The organism is Rhizobium sp. P1_E1 (assembly GCF_056406015.1).
The window spans coordinates 15413-32569 of the sequence record NZ_JBFUAY010000013.1 but is presented as its reverse complement, the minus strand read 5'-3'; the positions used below and the strand labels follow the sequence as shown (position 1 = coordinate 32569).

General features: G+C 60.7%; 17 protein-coding genes. 14 read left to right on the top strand and 3 right to left on the bottom strand.

The genetic code is table 11. The features are described 5' to 3' along the window. The first annotated feature begins 178 nt into the window (after positions 1–178). Positions 179–2611: a ComEC/Rec2 family competence protein gene (locus AC1D1Z_RS07780; RefSeq protein ID WP_113542279.1), complete on the top strand. Its 2433-nt coding sequence runs from the start codon at positions 179–181 to the stop codon at positions 2609–2611. Here AC1D1Z_RS07780 and lexA read toward each other — a convergent pair. Next, positions 2592–3311 (bottom strand): transcriptional repressor LexA, encoded by a 720-nt coding sequence (gene lexA, locus AC1D1Z_RS07775; RefSeq protein WP_003539306.1) that lies wholly within the window; start codon positions 3309–3311, stop codon positions 2592–2594. The two genes, AC1D1Z_RS07780 and lexA, sit on opposite strands and share 20 nt — an antisense overlap. Before the next feature lie 198 nt (positions 3312–3509). On the opposite strand from lexA, the gene AC1D1Z_RS07770 reads away from it, so the two are divergent. The 13 genes from AC1D1Z_RS07770 (at position 3510) to lipA (ending at position 15527) form a co-directional block, all read left to right on the top strand. Further along, positions 3510–4406 (top strand): VOC family protein, encoded by an 897-nt coding sequence (locus AC1D1Z_RS07770; protein WP_018445459.1) that lies wholly within the window; start codon positions 3510–3512, stop codon positions 4404–4406. Further along, positions 4403–5248 carry a 3-deoxy-8-phosphooctulonate synthase gene (gene kdsA / locus AC1D1Z_RS07765; RefSeq protein ID WP_018445458.1) on the top strand — a complete coding sequence of 282 codons (846 nt, stop codon included), beginning with the start codon at positions 4403–4405 and terminating at the stop codon, positions 5246–5248. Before AC1D1Z_RS07770 ends, kdsA begins: the two co-directional genes overlap by 4 nt. A gap of 248 nt (positions 5249–5496) precedes the next feature. Next, positions 5497–6771, top strand: a complete 1275-nt coding sequence (gene eno / locus AC1D1Z_RS07760) for a phosphopyruvate hydratase (protein ID WP_018241901.1) — start codon at positions 5497–5499, stop codon at positions 6769–6771. Between the two features lie 137 nt (positions 6772–6908). Beyond that, positions 6909–7229 (top strand): FtsB family cell division protein, encoded by a 321-nt coding sequence (locus AC1D1Z_RS07755; protein WP_018241902.1) that lies wholly within the window; start codon positions 6909–6911, stop codon positions 7227–7229. Between the two features lie 145 nt (positions 7230–7374). Beyond that, positions 7375–8421, top strand: coding sequence for a pyruvate dehydrogenase (acetyl-transferring) E1 component subunit alpha (pdhA, locus tag AC1D1Z_RS07750; protein ID WP_003559100.1), 1047 nt, complete (start codon positions 7375–7377; stop codon positions 8419–8421). Between the two features lie 15 nt (positions 8422–8436). Then, the gene (locus AC1D1Z_RS07745; protein WP_018241903.1) at positions 8437–9822 is read left to right on the top strand and encodes a pyruvate dehydrogenase complex E1 component subunit beta; all 1386 of its coding nucleotides are present in this window, start codon (positions 8437–8439) and stop codon (positions 9820–9822) included. Positions 9823–9837: 15 nt separating this feature from the next. Continuing rightward, positions 9838–11199 (top strand): pyruvate dehydrogenase complex dihydrolipoamide acetyltransferase, encoded by a 1362-nt coding sequence (locus tag AC1D1Z_RS07740; RefSeq protein WP_283185010.1) that lies wholly within the window; start codon positions 9838–9840, stop codon positions 11197–11199. A 19-nt stretch (positions 11200–11218) separates the two neighbouring features. After that, positions 11219–11860, top strand: a complete 642-nt coding sequence (locus AC1D1Z_RS07735; RefSeq protein WP_018241905.1) for an SGNH/GDSL hydrolase family protein — start codon at positions 11219–11221, stop codon at positions 11858–11860. A gap of 2 nt (positions 11861–11862) precedes the next feature. Further along, the gene (locus AC1D1Z_RS07730; protein WP_018241906.1) at positions 11863–12444 is read left to right on the top strand and encodes a GNAT family N-acetyltransferase; all 582 of its coding nucleotides are present in this window, start codon (positions 11863–11865) and stop codon (positions 12442–12444) included. 16 nt (positions 12445–12460) lie between these two features. Continuing rightward, a complete protein-coding gene (gene lpdA, locus AC1D1Z_RS07725) occupies positions 12461–13909 on the top strand; it encodes a dihydrolipoyl dehydrogenase (protein ID WP_477850039.1) in 1449 nt (482 codons plus the stop codon). 76 nt (positions 13910–13985) lie between these two features. Further along, a complete protein-coding gene (locus AC1D1Z_RS07720; protein WP_003539329.1) occupies positions 13986–14240 on the top strand; it encodes a GlsB/YeaQ/YmgE family stress response membrane protein in 255 nt (84 codons plus the stop codon). Between the two features lie 20 nt (positions 14241–14260). After that, positions 14261–14509 (top strand): GlsB/YeaQ/YmgE family stress response membrane protein, encoded by a 249-nt coding sequence (locus AC1D1Z_RS07715; protein ID WP_012757333.1) that lies wholly within the window; start codon positions 14261–14263, stop codon positions 14507–14509. Positions 14510–14555: 46 nt separating this feature from the next. Further along, positions 14556–15527 carry a lipoyl synthase gene (gene lipA / locus AC1D1Z_RS07710; protein WP_477850034.1) on the top strand — a complete coding sequence of 324 codons (972 nt, stop codon included), beginning with the start codon at positions 14556–14558 and terminating at the stop codon, positions 15525–15527. 229 nt (positions 15528–15756) lie between these two features. Here the strand turns inward: lipA and AC1D1Z_RS07705 are convergent, their stop codons facing one another. After that, positions 15757–16419, bottom strand: a complete 663-nt coding sequence (locus tag AC1D1Z_RS07705) for a class I SAM-dependent methyltransferase (protein ID WP_446967722.1) — start codon at positions 16417–16419, stop codon at positions 15757–15759. Between the two features lie 285 nt (positions 16420–16704). Further along, positions 16705–17118, bottom strand: coding sequence for a hypothetical protein (locus AC1D1Z_RS07700; RefSeq protein ID WP_128409088.1), 414 nt, complete (start codon positions 17116–17118; stop codon positions 16705–16707). Between the last annotated feature and the right edge of the window lie 39 nt (positions 17119–17157).

The following is a 17157-nucleotide window of genomic DNA, read 5'->3' as shown; positions in this document are numbered from 1 at the left end:
TGCATTGCAGTATCACCTTTTAGGCACTGCAGCGATGAGCCGCATGCATATCGGAAGCCGATGATTCGACTGCTCTTTTGGCTCTTTCAATTTTCCCTCACTTTTCAATCGATTATTCTTGCCGGATTTGATTGGCGGTTGCATTCTGCCTGTCGGGGCGAGTGACTTTGGGCAGCACATGCAGGAGTTGACGACAGTCGAATTGCGGCCGGAAGCAGGCGCCGGCCTTGCCGACTCCGCCGGTTTTTCTCCGGCTGTCGTGGTGACGCGGCCGCCAACGACGCAGTCGGCGACACCGTGGCGCCACCGGCTGCCGGCAGCAGCCTCGCAATCGCTGCGTGCCGGCATGCGCATGCTGGGCGAAGAGGCGGACCATGGCCGCCTGCTGCTGTTCTCACCGGTCTTCCTCGGCGCCGGCTCAGCCTTCTGGTTTCTAGCGGCATCGGACTTCCCGCTCATTGCATCGCTGCTCTGCCTGTTGGTGCTGACCGTCGCGGTTCTCATCGCCAGCCGCAGCCGGGCGGCTTTGCGGGCAACGCTGCTGGCGCTTGCACTTGTCGCCTGCGGCGTGGTCTCGGCGCAGCTCGAGAGCCGACGGGCTTCGACCGTGATCCTCGATTCATCAGTGACGACGACGGTGACCGGCCGTGTCGAGCGGCGCGAAGGCGATGGTCGCGGGCGGTGGCGCTATATTCTTGCCGTCACCGACACAGAGGCGCCGGAGGTGAAGCGGCCGCCGGGGCGCATAACCGCGATCGCCCGCGGCGCGGACGCGCCTTTCGAGATCGGTGATATCATAACCGGCAGAGCACGGCTGACGCCGCCAGCAGGTCCAGCGCTTCCTGAGCTCAACGACTTCTCCTTCGGTGCCTATTTCGATGGCATCGGCGCCAACGGCTTCTTCTACGGTGCGCCGACAAAGGTCGATTTGCAGGCAGGTCCGCAAGCGGCCAGATCGACGACGGAAGCGCTGCTCGAAGGTCTCTACCGGCTGCGCAGCGGTATCGGCGACCGCATAAGGTCGATCCTGCCCGGCGACACCGGCGCTTTTGCCGCTGCTCTGGTGACGGACGAGCGGCGCGCCATCTCGAATGAGACGACGGAGGCGCTGCGCCAGTCCGGTCTGGCTCATATCATCGCTATCTCCGGCCTCAATATGGCGCTGTCAGCCGGCATCTTCTTCGTCGGTTTCCGCATGCTGCTCAGCCTCTTTCCCGGTGTCGCCCAAGCCTATCCGACCAAGAAGATCGCCGCTGCCGGCGCGCTCATCGCCGTCACGGCCTATTTCCTGATCTCCGGCTTTGCCGTCTCGGCCGAACGCGCCTTCATCATGATGGCGATCATGTTGATTGCCGTCTTCTTCGACCGGCCGTCGATCAGCCTGCGCAATGTCGCTCTCTCGGCGCTCGTCATTCTCGCCATTTCACCGTCCGAGGTCTTGGGTCCGAGCTTCCAGATGTCCTTTGCCGCGACATTGGCGTTGGTATCTGGCTACCAGCTGTGGAAGGACCGGCGCGTCCGCGAAAACGCTTTCCTGAAGCTGCCGGTGTTTCGGCCCGTCGTTACGGTTGCGGGTTTCTTCGGCGGCGTCTTCCTGACCTCGCTGATCGGCGGCTTTTCCACCGCGCTGTTTTCGATCGAGCATTTTCATCGCCTGACTGCCTATGGCCTGCCGGCAAACCTCGCGACGATGCCGATCATCTCCTTCATCATCATGCCGGCCGGGTTGCTGGCGATGCTGCTCATGCCTTTCGGTCTGGACGTTTTGCCTTGGAAGGTCGTCGGATTCGGCCTCGATCTGGTGATCGCGATCGCAAAGACGGTGTCCGGCTGGGGTGGCGACATCGGCATCGGCCGCTTGCCCGCTTGGTATTTCGCGATAGCCGTCGCAGGCTTTCTGCTGCTGACGCTGCTCCGCACCCGGCTGCGCCATATCGGCACATCGATCATCGCGGTCTCGACGCTCGTCCTCTTGCTTCTGCCGGTTCCCCGGCCGCCGGATCTGGCGATTTCGGAGGATGGTGGTCTCGTCGCAATCGTCGAGGCGGGGGCCATGGCTTCCAACCGTGAAAGACCGCCGGATTTCATCTTCGACCAGTGGCAGAGAGCGCTGGTCCTGCCGACGCATCACCCGCCGAAGATGCTGGATGGTCCTGTTATTCCGCCGGAGGGAGAAGACCGCCGTGTCAGGCTTTCCCGCGATCAGCAGAACGAAGCAAGGTCGGCGATGCGGGCGGCTGCAGCGGCCGGTGAAGCAAACCGCTTTTCCTGCGTCAAGAAGGCCTGGTGCACATCAAGGCTTGGCAATGGTCACGTGGTTGCTGTCATCGACAATGCCGCCTATCTCGGTCCGGCATGCGACGCGGCCGATATCGTCGTGACGTCGGTCCGCCTGCGCTTCAACAACTGCCGCTCAGGGGCGACGCTCTTCACCGGCGAAACGCTGCGCAGGACCGGTTCCGTCGAGTTGCGCTTCGCCGACGCCGGCCTGGAGGTCGCAACCGCATTCGATGCATTGTCGCGGCCATGGATGCGGCATCGCGCCTATGACTGGCGCAGCAACAGTTTTGCCGAATCCAGACTGCCTGATGTCAGTGATAGCGGCGAATGAGGCCGACGAGCTTGCCCTGAACCTTGACGCGGTCCGGCCCGAAAATCCGGGTCTCGTAAGCCGGGTTGGCCGCCTCCAGCGCGATCGAGGCGCCTTTGCGGCGGAAGCGTTTGAGTGTCGCTTCTTCGTCGTCGACGAGAGCAACGACGATGTCACCAGGACTTGCTGTGCTGCCGTTGCGAATAATCACGGTGTCGCCGTCGAAGATGCCGGCGTCGATCATCGAATCGCCCTTGACCTCGAGCGCATAATGTTCACCGGAACCGAGCATGTCGGCCGGAACGACGATGTCGTGGGTGTTGTTCTGGATCGCCGAGATCGGAACACCGGCGGCGATACGGCCCATGACCGGCACGGAGACCGAGTTGCCGTTGTCGGCGACGGGTTTTGCGGGAGCAGGAGTGGCGACCGGCTGCGGCTTGCCAAGGCTGCCCTCGATGACGCTGGGCGAAAAGCCCCGCCGGGGCTGAATGCTGGGGCTGTAGGCCTCCGGAAGCTTGATAACCTCGAGCGCACGGGCGCGGTTCGGTAGGCGGCGAATGAAGCCACGTTCCTCGAGCGCCGTAATCAGCCGGTGAATCCCGGACTTGGAAGCGAGGTCCAGGGCATCCTTCATTTCGTCGAAAGATGGCGGAACGCCGGATTCCTTCATGCGCTCATGAATGAAAAGGAGAAGCTCCTGTTGTTTGCGCGTGAGCATCGACGTTGTGACCTCGTGATTGAAACAAATCCAGAACAGACACTATATGTTCCATATGTGTTCCGCAAGTAGCTAAATTTCCGTAAAACTTGGCGCCAACTCGTTGAGATTTTTATTTTCATTCGCCGGATTGGGACACATCTGTTGCATTGAGGGGCGCGCCATCGCACATCTCTTGCCGTTTCCAGGAGGGATATCATGAACGAGCGTTCCGCCAAGCCGCATCCGCTGGATCATGTGGTGCTGCCCGTCGTCAATATCGATCTGGCGCGCGAGAGGCTTGGCAAGCTCGGCTTCACCGTTGCCGCCGATGCACGCCATCCCTTCGGAACGGAAAACGCCTGCGTCTTTTTTGCCGACAAGACCTATCTGGAGCCGCTCGGGATTGCGAGTGTCGAGGAGAGCGAGGCCTCAGCGCGGCAAGGCAATGTCTTCACCGCCCGCAACCGGGCCTTCCGCTTCCGCTGCGGCGAGGAGGGGCTTTCGGGGCTTGCTTTCGGCAGTAAGGATGCCGGCATCGATCATCAGAACTTCGTCGGCAACGGATCGAGCGCCGGCGAGATGCTGCAGTTCACCCGGCCGATGACGATGCCGGACGGTTCCGAGAGCATCGCCGGCTTCAAGCTGGCTTTTGCCGGTGACCTGCGAGCGCCCGATCTCTTCCTTTTCAGCGTCGAACGCGTCAATCCGCTGCCGGCCGACCGCGGCGCGCTGGAGACGCATGCCAATGGCGTCACCGGCATTGCCGAGATCGCGCTCTGCGCGCCTGATGCTGCTGCTTTCGGGGCCTTCGTCGGCCTTGCCGTGGCGCAGGCGGCAGTCGAGAAAACCGGTTTTGGCGTCAATGTTGCTGCTTCGAACGCGAAAATCAGCCTGATGACGCCGGAAGGGCTAGAAGCCTATTTCGAGATCGCCGGATCATCCGCCGATCGCGGCCTGCGTGGCCGGGCAATCCTCTTCATTGTCGCCGATCTTGCCGTGACAGAAGCGCATTTGGCTGCTAACGGGGTGACATACACGCGCAAGAACAATCGCATTCTGGTGAAGCCCGCGCCCGGGCAGGGCACGCTCTTCGCCTTCGAGGAGACACGATGAGCACTGAGACGAATTCCGAAGTCAAGATCGGCGAAGGCCAAGGCCAGGTGACCTTTTCCAATACCGGCCGCCTGTCGCTGATTGCCGGTCCCTGCCAGATGGAGAGCCGCGACCACGCCTTCATGGTTGCCGGTACGCTGAAAGAGCTTTGCGCAAAGCTCGGCATCGGCCTCGTTTACAAGAGCTCCTTCGACAAGGCGAACCGCACCTCTCTTTCGGCTGAACGCGGCATCGGGATCGAAAAGGGCATGGAGGTCTTTGCCGACCTCAAGAAGGAATTCGGCTTTCCTGTCCTGACCGACGTTCATACCGCCGAGCAATGCGCGGAGGTGGCAAAGGTCGTCGACGTCCTGCAGATCCCGGCCTTCCTTTGCCGCCAGACCGACCTTCTCATCGCCGCCGCCAAGACCGGCCGCGTCGTCAATGTCAAGAAGGGCCAGTTCCTCGCTCCCTGGGATATGAAGAACGTCCTGAAGAAGCTCAACGCCAGCGGCAATCCGAACGTGCTGCTGTGCGAGCGTGGCGCCTCATTCGGCTATAATACGCTGGTTTCCGACATGCGCTCGCTGCCGATCATGGCGGCGATGGGCGCACCCGTTATCTTCGATGCCACCCATTCCGTTGCGCAGCCGGGCGGGCAGGGCGATTCCTCCGGCGGTCAGCGGGAATTCGTGGAAACACTGGCGCGCGCAGCAGTGGCTGCCGGTGTTGCCGGTGTCTTCGTCGAAACCCACCAGGACCCCGACAATGCACCTTCGGACGGCCCGAACATGGTCTATCTCAAGGACATGCCGCGGCTGCTTGAAAAGCTGCTTGCCTTCGATGCGGTCGCCAAGGCTTGACGTTCAACAGCCTGACATGATCGTGCTATAGGCATGTCGCGAAAAAGTGTGCAGCGGTTTTGCGACAACGACATGCGGAAAGCCAAAGACCTAAAGCGTGGCAAGCGAATCTGAAAGATCGCGACGCGCTTTAGGCGAGATCCAAACACTGGTTCGAAGGCTGGAAATTGCAGCATTGTAATTTGCACGCCTTCGACTAAGACAGGTTTCGAACCGACTTATCACCACCCACCGAGCAGGAAGAACCCATGACTGCAATCACCGATATCATCGCCCGCGAGATTCTCGATAGCCGTGGCAACCCCACCGTCGAAGTCGATGTCTATCTCGAAGATGGCAGCATGGGCCGCGCGGCCGTTCCCTCGGGCGCCTCGACGGGCGCGCATGAGGCGGTCGAACTGCGCGATGGCGGCAAGCGCTACCTCGGCAAGGGTGTCGAAAAGGCGGTGGAAGCCGCCAACACCGAGATCTTCGACGCGATCGGTGGCATCGACGCCGAAAACCAGATCCAGATCGACAATATCATGATCGAGCTGGACGGCACGCCGAACAAGTCGCGCCTCGGCGCCAACGCCATCCTCGGCGTGTCGCTCGCCGTCGCCAAGGCTGCTGCCCAGGCGTCCGGCCTGCCGCTCTACCGTTATGTCGGCGGCGCTTCCGCCAGCCTGCTGCCGGTGCCGATGATGAACATCATCAACGGCGGCGCCCACGCCGACAATCCGATCGATTTCCAAGAGTTCATGATCCTGCCGGTCGGCGCCGATTCGATCGCCGAAGCCGTGCGCATGGGTTCGGAAGTCTTCCATACGCTGCGCAAGGAACTTGCCGCGCAGGGCCATAACACCAATGTCGGCGACGAAGGCGGTTTCGCACCGGGTCTGAAGAGTGCTTCGGAAGCTCTCGACTTCATCATGAAGTCGGTCGAGAAAGCCGGCTACAAGCCGGGCGAGGACATCTACCTCGGCCTCGACTGCGCCTCGACCGAATTCTTCAAGGACGGCAAATACGTTCTCGAAGGGGAAGGCCGCACGCTGGAATCGGGCGCCATGGCCGAATATCTGGCTGAGCTCGCCGCCAAGTATCCGATCATCTCGATCGAGGACGGCATGGCCGAAGACGATTGGGACGGCTGGAAGACGCTGACTGACCTGACCGGCAAGAAGACCCAGCTCGTCGGCGACGATCTCTTCGTTACCAACTCCGCCCGTCTTCGCGACGGCATCCGCATGGGCGTCGCCAACTCGATCCTCGTCAAGGTCAACCAGATCGGCTCGCTGACGGAAACGCTCGATGCCGTCAACACGGCGCACAAGGCGGCCTATACCGCCGTCATGTCGCACCGCTCCGGCGAGACCGAAGATTCGACCATCGCCGATCTCGCGGTCGCCACCAACTGCGGTCAGATCAAGACCGGCTCGCTGTCGCGTTCCGACCGTCTTGCCAAGTACAACCAGCTGATCCGCATCGAAGAGGGCCTCGGCCCGCAGGCCCAGTATGCCGGCCGCTCGATCATTCGCGGCTGATCGGATCTGATGTTCAATGGCTTGACCCGCGCCTTCCCGGCGCGGGTTTTTTGTTGCGCGGATTTTAGAGTCAACGAACGGTTAATCTCTGCGCGTTAGATTGAACGAATTGGTAATGCGTTCAAGAGCATGCGTGTATGTGGACAAAGCATCATAAGAAGAGAAAGATCGGTCGCTTCGTCATTCCGGCCATGACGGTCGCCTTCCTCTCCTATTTCGGTTATCATTGCATCCATGGCGATTACGGCCTGCGCGCAACGGAGACGTTCGAGCATCAGCGTGTCGCGCGTGAAAAAGAGCTTGCAGTCTTGAAGGCGAAGCGCGAACATCTGGAAAATCAGGTCGCGCTCCTCAGTGACGGCTCGCTCGACAAGGATATGTTGGACGAAAAAGCGCGTTATCAGCTCAACATGTCGCGCGCGGACGAGATCGTCATATTCAACCATTATTCCAATTAACCGAAAACAGGTTAATTGGAATTTTCATAGTTCTTCCAATAATTTAGCAGCGAATACGAGCCATGCAATTATGGCATTGCTGTGGTCATATTTCTTCCCTATGGTACGCCCCACCAAGAAACGACAAACCCATAGGGAGGGTTGAATGGCGCCGCGAAAGACCGCGACCGTTTCCAGCCGCAAAACTGCAGCAAAACCGGCAGCCAAAGCATCGAATGGAGGCCCTGTAGCCGACTTCGATCGCAATGAAGAGCTCAAGGCCTATCGCGAGATGCTGTTGATCCGTCGCTTCGAGGAGAAGGCCGGCCAGCTTTACGGCATGGGCTTCATCGGCGGCTTTTGTCACCTCTACATCGGTCAGGAAGCTGTCGTCGTCGGCATGCAGATGGCGCAGAAGGAAGGCGACCAGGTCATCACCGCCTATCGCGATCACGGCCATATGCTGGCAACCGGCATGGAAGCACGCGGCGTCATGGCGGAACTGACCGGGCGTCGCAGCGGCTATTCCCACGGCAAGGGCGGCTCGATGCACATGTTCTCGAAAGAGAAGCATTTCTACGGCGGTCATGGCATCGTCGGTGCCCAGGTCTCGCTCGGAACGGGTCTTGCCTTCGCAAACCGCTACCGCGGCAACGACAATGTCTCCATCGCCTATTTCGGCGACGGCGCCGCCAACCAGGGCCAGGTCTACGAGAGCTTCAACATGGCTGCTCTCTGGAAGCTGCCGATCGTCTATATCGTTGAGAACAACCGTTACGCCATGGGGACGTCGACCGCGCGCGCCACTGCGCAGTCGAACTACTCGCTTCGTGGATCCGGCTTCGGCATCCCCGGCATTCAGGTCGACGGCATGGACGTCCGCGCCGTCAAGGCTGCGGCCGACGAGGCGCTCGAACATTGCCGTTCCGGCAAGGGCCCGATCATTCTCGAAATGCTGACCTATCGTTATCGCGGTCACTCCATGTCCGACCCGGCGAAATATCGCTCCAAGGACGAAGTGCAGAAGATGCGCTCCGAGCATGACCCGATCGAACAGGTCAAGGCTCGCCTCGTCGAAAAGGGCTGGGCTTCCGAAGACGATCTGAAGGCGATCGACAAGGATGTCCGCGATATCGTCGCTGACAGTGCCGATTTCGCCCAGGCCGATCCGGAGCCGGATGCATCCGAGCTCTATACCGACATTCTGCTCTAATCGGGGAGGGAACCCATGCCTATCGATATCCTCATGCCCGCCCTCTCTCCGACCATGGAAGAAGGCACACTGTCCAAATGGCTGAAGCAGGAAGGTGACAAGGTCACCTCCGGCGACGTGATTGCCGAAATCGAAACCGACAAGGCGACGATGGAAGTCGAAGCCGTCGATGAAGGGATCATCGGCAAGCTGCTCGTCGATGCCGGCACTGAAGGCGTCAAGGTCAATACCAAGATCGCTGTTTTGCTGCAGGACGGCGAATCCGCTTCGGACATTTCCGCCGCCAAGCCCGCCGCCGCGGCAGCGCCCGCGGTTGCCCAGGAAGAGAAGCCGACCAACACCGGTTCCGCCTCCGCGCCGCTTCCGGCCGAGCCGAAGGCTGTCGTTCCGAACGACCCCGAAATCCCGGCCGGCACTGAAATGGTGTCGACGACCGTGCGCGAAGCGCTCCGCGACGCCATGGCTGAAGAAATGCGCGCCGACGAAAACGTCTTCGTCATGGGCGAGGAAGTCGCCGAATACCAGGGCGCTTACAAGGTCACGCAGGGGCTGCTGCAGGAATTCGGCCCCCGCCGCGTCGTCGATACGCCGATCACCGAGCATGGCTTTGCCGGCGTCGGCGTCGGTGCCGCAATGGCCGGCCTTCGCCCGATCGTCGAATTCATGACCTTCAACTTCGCCATGCAGGCGATCGACCACATCATCAACTCCGCCGCCAAGACGCTCTATATGTCCGGCGGCCAGATGGGTGCTCCGATCGTCTTCCGCGGCCCGAATGGTGCTGCGGCTCGCGTCGGCGCCCAGCACAGCCAGGATTATGCAGCCTGGTACAGCGCCATTCCCGGCCTGAAGGTCGTCATGCCCTATACGGCATCCGACGCCAAAGGCCTGCTGAAGGCTGCGATCCGCGATCCGAACCCGGTCATCTTCCTCGAAAACGAAATTCTCTATGGCCAGCACTTCGACGTGCCGAAGCTCGACAATTTCGTCCTGCCGATCGGTAAGGCCCGCATCCATCGTCCGGGCAAGGACGTCACTGTGGTCTCCTTCGGCATCGGCATGAGTTATGCGACCAAGGCTGTCGCCGAACTCGAGAAGATCGGCATCGACGTCGAACTGATTGACCTTCGCACCATCCGCCCGATGGACCTGCCGACTGTCATCGAATCGGTGAAGAAGACTGGCCGTCTGGTCACCGTCGAGGAAGGTTATCCGCAGTCCTCCGTCGGCACCGAAATCGCCACCCGCGTCATGCAGCAGGCCTTCGACTATCTCGATGCGCCGATCCTGACGATCGCAGGCAAGGACGTTCCGATGCCTTACGCCGCCAATCTCGAAAAGCTTGCCCTTCCGAACGTCGGCGAAGTGGTCGATGCGGTGAAGGCTGTTTGCTACAAATAAGGGGAGGGTGTTTCGATGCCGATCAATATCACGATGCCCGCCCTCTCTCCGACCATGGAGGAAGGCAATCTTTCCAAATGGTTGGTCAAGGAAGGCGACAAGGTCAAGTCTGGCGATGTGATCGCCGAGATCGAGACCGACAAGGCGACGATGGAAGTCGAAGCCGTCGATGAAGGCACGGTCGCCAAGCTCGTCGTTGCTGCCGGCACCGAAGGCGTCAAGGTCAATGCGTTGATCGCGGTTCTCGCCGCCGATGGCGAGGATGTCTCCGCTGCCGCAAGCAGTGCGGGTTCCGCCGCTCCGGCGCCGAAGGCTGACGGCGCAGCCGCGCCGAAGGCCGAGGCTGCGCCAGCTCCGGCCCAGTCCACTCCGGCTGCGGCACCTGTAACCACCGCCGCACCCGCCTCGGTTTCATCCGATGGCAGCCGCACCTTCTCTTCGCCGCTTGCCCGCAGGCTAGCCAAGGAAGCCGGTATCGACCTTTCGGCAGTCGCAGGCTCCGGCCCGCACGGCCGCGTCGTCAAGAGCGACATCGAAGCCGCCGTTGCCGGCGGTGGCGCCAAGGCTGCTGCTGCGCCCGTATCCGCTGCTGCCCCGCAGGCTGCCGCGCCGGCTCCGGCCGCCGCTGCACCGAAGGGCGCGTCCGAAGAAGCCGTGCTCAAGCTCTTCGAACCGGGCTCTTACGAGCTCGTGCCGCATGACGGCATGCGCAAGACGATCGCCAGGCGACTGGTCGAATCCAAGCAGACGATCCCGCATTTCTACGTCAGCGTCGATTGCGAGCTCGATGCGTTGCTGGCGCTGCGCGCCCAGCTGAACGATGCGGCTCCGCGCAAGGACAACGCTCCGGCCTACAAGCTCTCGGTCAACGACATGGTCATCAAGGCCATGGCGCTGGCGCTGCGCGACGTTCCGGATGCCAACGTCTCCTGGACCGACAGCAACATGGTCAAGCACAAGCACGCCGATGTCGGCGTCGCCGTCTCGATCCCCGGCGGCCTGATCACCCCGATCATCCGCAAGGCCGAGGAAAAGACCCTGTCGACGATCTCCAACGAGATGCGCGATCTCGGCAAGCGGGCCAAGGATCGCAAGCTGAAGCCTGAGGAATATCAGGGCGGCACCAGTTCGGTCTCGAACATGGGCATGATGGGCGTGAAGAACTTCGCAGCCGTCGTCAACCCGCCGCATGCGACGATCCTCGCGGTCGGCGCCGGCGAACAGCGGGTCGTCGTCAAGAAGGGCGAAATGACGATTGCCACCGTGATGTCCGTCACGCTCTCGACCGACCATCGCTGCGTCGACGGCGCGCTCGGCGCCGAGTTGCTCCAGGCCTTCAAGGGCTACATCGAGAACCCGATGGGCATGCTTGTCTGATAGCGGCGCGGAGGCGGAAATGACCAAGACCGTTCTTTGCTATGGCGACTCGCTGACCTGGGGTTATGACGCCGAGACGATCGGCCGTCATGATTACAAAAATCGCTGGCCGAGCGTGCTTCAGGCAGCGCTCGGCCATGAGGCGCGCGTCATCGCCGAAGGCTTGAACGGTCGCACCACCGCTTTCGACGACCATCTCGCCGATTGCGACCGCAACGGCGCGCGCATCCTGCCGACGATCCTGCAGACGCATGCGCCGCTCGACCTGGTCATCCTTCTGCTTGGCACCAATGACATGAAGCCGGTTGTGGCAGGCTCGGCCTTTGCCGCCTGCCAGGGCATCAGCCGCCTCGTGCGGCTGATCCGCAATCATGCCTGGCCCTTCGAATTTGATGGGCCGGAGATTCTGATCGTGGCGCCGCCGGCGATCCGCGCGACGGGCAACGTGCCCTTCGCCGCATCCTTTCCCGGCGGTATCGAGGAATCGGCGAAGCTTGCAACGCTTTATCGTGATCTTGCCGACGAACTCGGTTGTGGCTTCTTCGATGGCAATTCCGTCGCCAAGACCACGCCGATCGATGGCATTCACCTCGATGCGGACAATACGCGTGCGCTCGGACGCGGGCTGGAATCGATCGTGCGGATGATGCTGGGGATCTGACCATGGCCTCCTTCATCGCCCTCCGGCAGGCCTCACGGCGGGATGCCTCGGAGCTGGCGATTCTGGCGGATATCGCATCGCGCGGGTTTGCCTCCTGGCTCTGGTTTGCCGGTGTGGAAAACGGCGTGAGCGATACGCCGCTGGAGCGAGGCCGGCTGAAGATGAGCGAGGAGGAAGCCGTCGGCGGTTGGCGGGATGCCGTCATCGCCGAGGCCTATGGCGAGGTCGCGGGTGTGGCGATCGGCCATGCGCTGGGTGAGGGGATAGGCGATATCGAGGCGACGATTCCGGCAACCGCACCGATGCTCGCCTTGCAGAAAACGGTTGTGGGAAGCTGGTTCATCGGCAGTCTCGGCGTCTATCGCCATCTGCGCGGCATCGGCATCGGACGCAGGCTGCTGGACGATCAGATCGAAAGGGCCGATCGGCGGCCCGTCAGCCTGATCACCGCAAGCGACAACGAAGCGGCTTTGTCGCTTTATGGAAGAAACGGATTCCTGGAGGCTGCGCGCGCCGATGCCGTGCCGCTCTTCGAAAACAGCAAGAGACATGCGTGGGTGCTCATGACCCGCAGCGCAGCGTAACAAAGGCAGGAAACACATGGCTGAATCCTACGACGTCATCATCATCGGCTCGGGTCCCGGCGGCTATGTCGCCGCCATCCGTGCCAGCCAGCTCGGCCTCAAGACCGCGATCGTCGAGCGCGAGCATATGGGCGGCATCTGCCTGAACTGGGGCTGCATCCCGACCAAGGCGCTGCTGCGCTCGGCCGAGGTGCTCGACCACGCCAATCACTTCAAGGATTTCGGCCTCGTTCTCGAAGGCACGGTCAAGCCGGATGCCAAGGCCGTCGTCGGCCGCTCGCGCGCCGTCTCCGCCCGACTGAATGCCGGCGTCGGCTTCCTGATGAAGAAGAACAAGATCGACATCATCTGGGGCGAAGCGAAGATCACCAAGCCCGGCGAGATCGTTGTCGGCAAATCGTCGAAGCCCGTTGTCGAACCGCAGCATCCGCTGCCGAAGAACGTCAAGAGCGGTGAGGGTACCTATACCGCCAAGCACATCATCATCGCGACCGGCGCCCGTCCGCGCGCGCTGCCTGGCATCGAGCCGGATGGCAAGCTGATCTGGACCTATTTCGAGGCGCTGAAGCCGGATGTGCTGCCGAAGTCGCTGATCGTCATGGGCTCGGGCGCGATCGGCATCGAATTCGCCAGCTTCTACCGCTCGATGGGCGTCGACGTGACCGTCGTCGAAGTCATGCCGACCATCATGCCGGTCGAGGATGCCGAAATAACCGCCATCGCCCGCAAGCAGCTTGAAAAGCGCGGCCTCAAGATCTTCACCAGCGCCAAGGTCTCGAAGGTCGACAAGGCCACGAACAGCGTTACCGCCCATGTCGAGACGGCCGATGGCAAGGTGCAGCAGATCACTGCCGACCGGCTGATTTCGGCCGTCGGCGTTCAGGGTAATATCGAAAACCTCGGCCTCGAGGCGCTCGGCGTCAAGACCGACCGCGGCTGCGTCGTCATCGACGGCTACGGCAAGACCAATGTCGCCGGCATCTATGCGATCGGCGATGTCGCCGGCCCACCGATGCTGGCGCACAAGGCAGAGCATGAGGGCGTCGTCTGCGTCGAAAAGATCGCCGGCCTCCCGAACGTCCATCCCACAGACAAGGGCAAGGTCCCGGGCTGCACCTATTGCAATCCGCAGGTCGCCTCTGTCGGCATCACTGAAGCGAAAGCCAAAGAGCTGGGCCGCGACATCCGCGTCGGCCGCTTCTCCTTCGCCGCGAACGGCAAGGCGATCGCGCTCGGCGAGGACCAGGGCATGGTGAAGGTGATCTTCGACAAGAAGACCGGTGAGCTGCTCGGCGCCCACATGGTCGGCGCCGAAGTCACCGAGCTCATTCAGGGCTTCGTCGTGGCGATGAACCTCGAGACGACCGAGGAAGAGCTGATGCACACGATCTTCCCGCATCCGACCGTGTCCGAAACGATGAAGGAAGCGGTGCTAGATGCTTACGGCCGTGTGCTGAACGCTTGAGAATTTCCGAAGCTGCCCTTTATGTCCGGAGTGGAAAGCCACGCCGCTGGGGTGGAAAAAACGAAAGGAAATCATCATGTCTATGGAGACGCAGGCGTTGCTGGTATTTTTGCTGATTGGCCTGGTTGCAGGCTTCCTCGCAAGCCTGGTCGTCGGTGGCGGCGGGCTGATAAGATGCCTGCTGAGCGGCATCATCGGCGCCTTCGTCGGCGGTTATCTGTTCAGCGCGCTCGGTATTTCGCTGGGCATTGAAAACGCGCTGGTGGTGCAGATCATCCACGCCACCGTCGGCGCCATCATCGTGGTTCTGATCGCCAGGGCGGTCGCTTGAGGCATAACTGAGGGCAGGGCATGGAAAGCGTCGGTTGGATTTCGGCAATCATCATCGGTGGGCTTGCGGGCTGGCTCGCCGGCAAGCTGATGGAAGCGCGATACGGGATTTTTCTGAACATCGTGCTCGGCATCGTCGGTTCGGTCGTCGCAAGCGCCGTCCTCGCGCAATTCCATGTCGAGGTGGTCGGCGGACGGCTCGGTTATTTCGTGACGGGTTTCCTCGGCGCCTGCCTGTTGATATTCCTTGCGCGGCTGGTGCGGCGCTAGATCCGATCGATTTGCCGCATAGAGGCGGTAGAAAGCTGAAACTGCAATGGTGACGATTCTCGATACGATCAATCCCGACGCCAAGCGCGTGCGGCATCCCGAGAAGGCGCATCGGCCTGATACGGAAGTCATGCGCAAGCCGGACTGGATTCGCGTCAAGGCACCGACCTCCAAGGGTTATGCCGAGACGCGGGCGATCGTGAAGGAGCACAAGCTCGTCACCGTCTGCGAGGAGGCTGGCTGCCCGAATATCGGCGAGTGCTGGGACAAGAAGCACGCGACCTTCATGATCATGGGCGAGATCTGTACCCGCGCCTGTGCCTTCTGCAACGTCGCCACCGGCAAGCCGAATGCGCTCGACATGGCCGAGCCCGAGAATGTCGCCAAGGCGGTCAAGGAGATGGGCCTATCCCACGTCGTCATCACCTCGGTCGACCGTGACGACCTGGAGGACGGCGGCGCCGAACACTTCGAAAAGGTGATCTGGGCAATCCGTGCGGCCTCGCCGATGACGACGATCGAGATCCTGACGCCCGACTTCCTGAAGAAGCCGGGTGCGCTGGAACGCGTCGTCGCCGCCAAGCCCGACGTCTTCAACCACAATATGGAAACAGTGCCCGGCAACTATCTGGCGGTTCGCCCCGGCGCCCGCTACTTCCATTCTGTCCGCCTGCTGCAGCGGGTGAAGGAACTCGATCCCACCATGTTCACCAAATCGGGCATCATGGTCGGTCTTGGCGAAGAGCGAAACGAAGTCCTCCAACTGATGGATGATCTGCGCACAGCCGATGTCGACTTCCTGACGATCGGCCAGTACCTGCAGCCGACGCGCAAGCACCACAAGGTCGAAAGCTTCGTCACCCCCGACGAGTTCAAGTCTTATGAGACCGTCGCCTACAGCAAGGGCTTCCTGATGGTCGCCTCCAGCCCGCTAACCCGCTCCTCCCACCATGCCGGCGACGACTTTGCCCGGCTGAGAGCGGCGCGCGAGAAGAAGCTGTTGATGGCGGCCGGGTAACATCCGGCATTTGCTTTTTGATTGAACCGCGGCGATCTTCGCTGCGGTTTTTCTTTGGGCAGTCGACGATGAACATCACCCGCGGATTGAAATCGACTCTCATCGAACCGACGGTATCCCGTTGATCGGCTGTCCCGGCAGCGGCGAGAGCATGCTGGCAAAGCGGCTCTCGCGAGCGAGCGGCCTTCGCTACGGCTCCATCAAATCAAAAATGCAACTGTAATGTCACTCAGGGCCGGCGGATCGCCCATTGCAACGCGGGATAGCTGCCGATCATCTCGAACGCGCCAGCGCCGACTGCTTCGCGAACAGCGACCGCGACGCCACTATGGGCATGATCGAGAGCGTCGTGCCAATCATCGCCGGCGATGATACCGCCGGATTTGACTTTACGCTTCAGCACTTTGAGCTCCTCGACCGTGCCATCATAGGAGTGCGAAGAATCCAGATAGACCCAGTCGAGATGGTCGTCGGGAAGCTGCTCTAAGAAGGGCACCGAATAGTCGACATGGACCGATACGTTTGCGCCTTGCGCAGACCTTTTGATACGTCGCGAGGCCACATCGTGGGCGCGGCTCGTCGATAACCGGCCATTGGCGGTATAGATGCCCCAGTCCGGATAGAAATTTCCGAAAATCAACCACCAAGGATCGACGAAATAGGCAGACTTCGGTTTGGCCCGGTCCAGCAGAATGGTCGAGAACAATCCGGTAAACACGCCAAACTCGGCGCCGACACCACCCTTGGGGAACAAATCGCAGAGAAATTGCCTGCTCTTCAATCGGTGGTCGGACAAAAACTCAGCCTGTAGAAATTTCGAGTCTAACGGTATGCTCCCGACCGAAAGTATATCTTGTGCGTTTCTGATAAAATGCTCTGTCAAGAAGCTCATTCGCGCCGCATCCATAATTTTCGGCAATGTATAGGTTGTGAATATAGGGCGAGCAAGCGATATTATTAGACGCGTTCTGGATTCGGTGCAATTATATTATATATCGTAAATACTTAGTATTGATGGTATATAAAGAGTACATATGGGATTATTGTTTTATTTATATTGGTTCGCCATCGTGAGGGAGAAGCGGCAGCCTTCGCGCGTATTTGATGCGGCATCTTGCGCGGTCAGCTTCGGAAATTCAGCTGTGCTACACTGACGGCGCACCCTGGCGCACCCTCGTTAAGTTGGTGGTCTCCAGCCTTGAAGACAGTTGGGTGTATAAAAATAGCCGCTCGGATGCAGATACTGGCCGTTGTCCATCCACGGTTTATAAAACCGCGCCAATGTAGCGGCGCGCCCGCGAATCTTGTCGATGAAGCTGGCCGGTTGATAATGATCGCCGGGCACGCTGTAAGGTTCGGCTACGGAATATTCCGTCTGTACACCTGCGTTCGACGTCCCCTTTAATTCTAAGAACGCGATGAGCTCAGCATTGCTGATGCGATGCCATCGCCAAAATTCGGGTCCTCTTGTGCAAACGCCTATATAATTGAGCGATATTTTAACCGCGAAAACCAATACGACGACGAACACGAAGCCTGACAGCAGTGTGACGAAGGTCCGCCTAGCGCTGCTTTTCTGTAGGCGAATCAAGCCAACCTCCATCGGCCTAGGGACTTTGCGCTTCGTCGT

Bases quoted from the DNA above. Each gene is read 5' to 3' on its own strand.
- lexA (WP_003539306.1), bottom strand. From the start codon at position 3,311: ATGCTCACGCGCAAACAACAGGAGCTTCTCCTTTTCATTCATGAGCGC.
- lipA (WP_477850034.1), top strand. From the start codon at position 14,556: ATGGTGACGATTCTCGATACGATCAATCCCGACGCCAAGCGCGTGCGG.
- AC1D1Z_RS07715 (WP_012757333.1), top strand. From the start codon at position 14,261: ATGGAAAGCGTCGGTTGGATTTCGGCAATCATCATCGGTGGGCTTGCG.
- eno (WP_018241901.1), top strand. From the start codon at position 5,497: ATGACTGCAATCACCGATATCATCGCCCGCGAGATTCTCGATAGCCGT.
- lpdA (WP_477850039.1), top strand. From the start codon at position 12,461: ATGGCTGAATCCTACGACGTCATCATCATCGGCTCGGGTCCCGGCGGC.
- pdhA (WP_003559100.1), top strand. From the start codon at position 7,375: ATGGCGCCGCGAAAGACCGCGACCGTTTCCAGCCGCAAAACTGCAGCA.
- kdsA (WP_018445458.1), top strand. From the start codon at position 4,403: ATGAGCACTGAGACGAATTCCGAAGTCAAGATCGGCGAAGGCCAAGGC.
- AC1D1Z_RS07755 (WP_018241902.1), top strand. From the start codon at position 6,909: ATGTGGACAAAGCATCATAAGAAGAGAAAGATCGGTCGCTTCGTCATT.
- AC1D1Z_RS07720 (WP_003539329.1), top strand. From the start codon at position 13,986: ATGTCTATGGAGACGCAGGCGTTGCTGGTATTTTTGCTGATTGGCCTG.
- AC1D1Z_RS07730 (WP_018241906.1), top strand. From the start codon at position 11,863: ATGGCCTCCTTCATCGCCCTCCGGCAGGCCTCACGGCGGGATGCCTCG.
- AC1D1Z_RS07780 (WP_113542279.1), top strand. From the start codon at position 179: ATGCAGGAGTTGACGACAGTCGAATTGCGGCCGGAAGCAGGCGCCGGC.
- AC1D1Z_RS07740 (WP_283185010.1), top strand. From the start codon at position 9,838: ATGCCGATCAATATCACGATGCCCGCCCTCTCTCCGACCATGGAGGAA.
- AC1D1Z_RS07745 (WP_018241903.1), top strand. From the start codon at position 8,437: ATGCCTATCGATATCCTCATGCCCGCCCTCTCTCCGACCATGGAAGAA.
- AC1D1Z_RS07735 (WP_018241905.1), top strand. From the start codon at position 11,219: ATGACCAAGACCGTTCTTTGCTATGGCGACTCGCTGACCTGGGGTTAT.
- AC1D1Z_RS07770 (WP_018445459.1), top strand. From the start codon at position 3,510: ATGAACGAGCGTTCCGCCAAGCCGCATCCGCTGGATCATGTGGTGCTG.
- AC1D1Z_RS07705 (WP_446967722.1), bottom strand. From the start codon at position 16,419: ATGAGCTTCTTGACAGAGCATTTTATCAGAAACGCACAAGATATACTT.